The following is a 3,771-nucleotide window of genomic DNA, read 5'->3' on the forward strand; positions in this document are numbered from 1 at the left end:
GTACCAACGGCCCTTGATGAGGCTGTTCGCGACGGGCGAATTAAACGTGGCCAAACGCTTCTACTTGAAGCGTTTGGCGGCGGCTTCACTTGGGGTTCTGCGTTAGTTAAATTCTAACCCCAAGCGATAATCAACAAACAAGGCACATAACTTATGTGCCTTGTTCAATTTTTTTGCTTTGCTTAAAGGAAAATTACTATGAGCAAATTTGCTATCGTATTCCCAGGCCAAGGCTCTCAAGCTATCGGTATGCTTGCTGACCTAGGCGAACAGTATGATGTTGTTAAAAAGACATTTGCTGAAGCTTCAGAAGCACTTGGTTACGATCTATGGGCATTGGTTCAAGATGGTCCAGTAGAAAATCTAAATGAAACTTTCCGTACTCAACCGGCTCTACTAACAGCGTCTGTTGCAATCTGGCGTGTATGGCAAGAGCTTGGTCTAGAGCAACCTGCAAACCTAGCAGGTCACAGCCTAGGCGAATACTCTGCACTAGTGTGTGCGGGTGTTATCGACTTTAAAGAAGCGATCAAGCTAGTTGAGCTACGTGGTCAACTGATGCAAGAAGCGGTTCCTGCGGGCGTTGGTGCAATGTACGCAATCATCGGTCTAGATGATGAAGCGATTGCTAAAGCGTGTGAAGAAGCGGCACAAGACGAAGTTGTGTCACCAGTTAACTTCAATTCACCTGGTCAAGTTGTTATCGCGGGTAACAAAGCAGCAGTAGAGCGCGCTGGTGCACTATGTAAAGAAGCGGGCGCTAAACGTGCTCTTCCTTTACCAGTATCTGTGCCATCTCACTGTGCCCTTATGAAGCCTGCAGCAGACAAGCTAGCGGTTGCTCTGGAAGCTCTAGAGTTCAACACGCCGGCACTGCCTGTTATCAATAACGTTGATGTTATTGCTGAAACAGACCCGGCAAAAATCAAAAGCGCACTTGTTCGCCAGCTGTACAGCCCCGTTCGTTGGACTGAAGGTGTACAAGCTATGAATGAGCAAGGCGTAGAGAAGCTACTAGAATTAGGCCCAGGTAAAGTTCTTACCGGTCTAACAAAACGAATCGTAAAAACTATGACAGCTGCTGCAGTTAATGACACTGCATCACTAGAAGCTGCTAAGTAAATAAACACTTAATAGAGAAGTTATGATGAATTTAGAAGGCAAAGTTGCACTAGTTACAGGCGCAAGCCGTGGTATCGGTCGTGCAATCGCTGAACTTTTAGTTGAGCGTGGTGCTAAAGTTATCGGTACTGCTACGTCTGAAGGCGGCGCTGCTGCAATCAGTGAGTACCTAGGTGAGAACGGTAAAGGTCTTGCTCTTAATGTAACGGATGTTGACTCAATTGCAGCTACACTGAAAACCATCAACGATGAATTCGGTGCGATTGACATTCTGGTTAACAACGCAGGTATCACTCGTGATAACCTACTTATGCGTATGAAAGACGATGAATGGAATGACATCATCGATACTAACCTAACGCCTATCTTCCGCATGTCTAAAGCTGTATTGCGTGGCATGATGAAGAAGCGTCAAGGACGTATCGTAAACGTTGGTTCTGTAGTCGGTACTATGGGTAACGCTGGTCAAGCTAACTACGCAGCTGCAAAAGCAGGCGTAATTGGTTTTACTAAATCAATGGCTCGTGAAGTTGCGTCTCGTGGTATTACAGTGAACACTGTAGCACCTGGTTTCATCGAAACTGACATGACTAAAGCGCTAAATGATGACCAACGTGCAGTAACTTTGGCGAATGTACCAGCAGGTCGACTAGGTGATCCTCGCGAAATCGCTGAAGCTGTGGTATTTTTGGCGTCACCTGCGGCAGCTTATATCACAGGTGAAACACTTCACGTCAATGGCGGTATGTACATGGTGTAAATTATGTGCAACATTTGTGCATGATTTAAGTCAAGATCATACGTAATTTCGGTTAAAATCGTGAAAATTGTGGTTTGACCAGAAAAGTTGACCTTGCAACTTTCAATAGATTGAATAAACTACGGAAAACATCGCATAAAGCGAACTCTGTAAAGGAAAAGAAAAAATGAGCAACCTCGAAGAACGCGTAAAGAAAATCATTGTTGAACAGCTAGGTGTAGACGAAGCTGAAGTTAAAAACGAAGCTTCTTTCGTTGATGACCTAGGTGCAGATTCTCTAGACACAGTGGAGCTAGTAATGGCTCTAGAAGAAGAATTCGACACTGAGATTCCAGATGACGAAGCTGAGAAAATTACTACTGTTCAAGCTGCTATCGATTACGTAACTAGCGCTCAGTAATAATCTCTCCCAGGCGGTCACCTCGACCGCCTGTGTTTTATCTAACTCATCTATCCTCATCTTAAATCACCTCAATCCCCGGAGTGTAATATCGTGTCCAAGCGTCGTGTAGTTGTCACTGGCATGGGTATGTTGTCGCCGGTAGGCAACACTGTAGAATCTTCTTGGAAAGCCCTGCTAGCTGGTCAAAGTGGTATCGTTAATATCGATCATTTTGATGCAACCAATTTCTCAACTCGTTTTGCAGGTCTAGTTAAAGACTTTAACTGCGAAGAGTATATGACTAAAAAAGATGCTCGTAAGATGGACTTGTTCATCCAGTACGGCGTCGCAGCAGGTATTCAAGCTTTAGATGATTCAGCCCTAACTATTACTGAAGAAAACGCTCCTCGTGTAGGCGTTGCTATCGGTTCTGGTATTGGTGGTCTTGGTTTGATCGAAGCCGGTCACAAGGCTCTAACTGAAAAAGGCCCTCGTAAAATCAGCCCGTTCTTCGTACCGTCGACGATCGTGAATATGATTGCGGGTCACATGTCTATCATGCGTGGCCTACGCGGTCCAAACATCGCGATCTCTACAGCATGTACGACTGGCCTACATAACATTGGCCACGCGGCTCGTATGATTGCATACGGCGATGCTGACGCAATGCTAGCGGGTGGTGCTGAAAAAGCATCGACACCACTAGGTATGGGCGGTTTTGGTGCGGCTAAAGCACTGTCTACTCGTAACGATGAGCCTCAAAAAGCTTCTCGTCCATGGGACAAAGGCCGTGACGGCTTCGTTCTTGGTGACGGTGCAGGCATGATGGTTCTTGAAGAGTATGAACATGCTAAAGCTCGTGGCGCTAAGATTTACTGTGAGCTAGTTGGCTTCGGTATGTCGGGTGACGCTTACCACATGACATCTCCAAGTGAAGATGGTTCTGGTGGCGCACTAGCAATGGAAGCGGCTATGCGTGATGCTGGCATTACTGGTGAACAAATCGGTTATGTTAACGCACACGGTACTTCGACTCCTGCAGGTGACGTAGCGGAAGTGAAGGGCATCAAGCGTGCTCTTGGCGAAGCAGGCAGCAAGCAAGTCTTGGTTTCTTCTACGAAGTCAATGACAGGCCACCTTCTAGGTGCTGCGGGTTCTGCTGAAGCTATCATCACAGCGATGTCTCTAATTGATCAAATTGTTCCACCAACAATCAATTTAGATGATCCTGAAGAAGGCTTAGATATTGACTTAGTACCTCACACCGCGCGTAAAGTTAGCGGCATGGAATATGCTGCATGTAACTCATTCGGTTTCGGTGGTACTAACGGCTGTTTGATCTTCAAAAAGATTTAATCATCTTATATAAGAGTCAAACATCGTAGATAGTCATAATTAGAACTGTTTTTAAACGGCTCGATGCTTTAGCATTGAGCCGTTTCTTTTTATGGGGAAAAACATGTTTTGGGTTGATGGAGAAAGTCAGCAAACTGTCGATATCTTAGAT

Annotated in this window: 5 protein-coding genes; all 5 read left to right on the forward strand. The window is 45.5% G+C overall.

Annotated features, from left to right (window positions below):
- Positions 1-117: 3-oxoacyl-[acyl-carrier-protein] synthase III C-terminal domain-containing protein (locus AB4653_RS06845; protein ID WP_372103647.1), on the forward strand; the 117-nt coding region annotated here is incomplete at its 5' end.
- Positions 118-198: 81 nt separating this feature from the next.
- Positions 199-1,122, forward strand: a complete 924-nt coding sequence (fabD, locus tag AB4653_RS06850; RefSeq protein WP_012603567.1) for an ACP S-malonyltransferase — start codon at positions 199-201, stop codon at positions 1,120-1,122.
- Between the two features lie 25 nt (positions 1,123-1,147).
- On the forward strand, positions 1,148-1,882 hold the full coding sequence (fabG, locus tag AB4653_RS06855; RefSeq protein WP_029222897.1) for a 3-oxoacyl-ACP reductase FabG: 735 nt from the start codon (positions 1,148-1,150) through the stop codon (positions 1,880-1,882).
- Between the two features lie 166 nt (positions 1,883-2,048).
- Positions 2,049-2,282 (forward strand): acyl carrier protein, encoded by a 234-nt coding sequence (gene acpP / locus AB4653_RS06860; RefSeq protein ID WP_012603569.1) that lies wholly within the window; start codon positions 2,049-2,051, stop codon positions 2,280-2,282.
- A 93-nt stretch (positions 2,283-2,375) separates the two neighbouring features.
- A complete protein-coding gene (fabF, locus tag AB4653_RS06865) occupies positions 2,376-3,620 on the forward strand; it encodes a beta-ketoacyl-ACP synthase II (protein ID WP_004736554.1) in 1,245 nt (414 codons plus the stop codon).
- Positions 3,621-3,771 lie beyond the last annotated feature (151 nt).

The sequence above is a fragment of the Vibrio sp. 10N.222.48.A3 genome, assembly GCF_041475345.1.
Lineage (GTDB): Bacteria > Pseudomonadota > Gammaproteobacteria > Enterobacterales > Vibrionaceae > Vibrio > Vibrio tasmaniensis_A.

Coding starts and splice junctions, on each gene's coding strand:
- fabD (WP_012603567.1), top strand. CDS start 199: ATGAGCAAATTTGCTATCGTATTCCCAGGCCAAGGCTCTCAAGCTATC.
- fabG (WP_029222897.1), top strand. CDS start 1,148: ATGAATTTAGAAGGCAAAGTTGCACTAGTTACAGGCGCAAGCCGTGGT.
- acpP (WP_012603569.1), top strand. CDS start 2,049: ATGAGCAACCTCGAAGAACGCGTAAAGAAAATCATTGTTGAACAGCTA.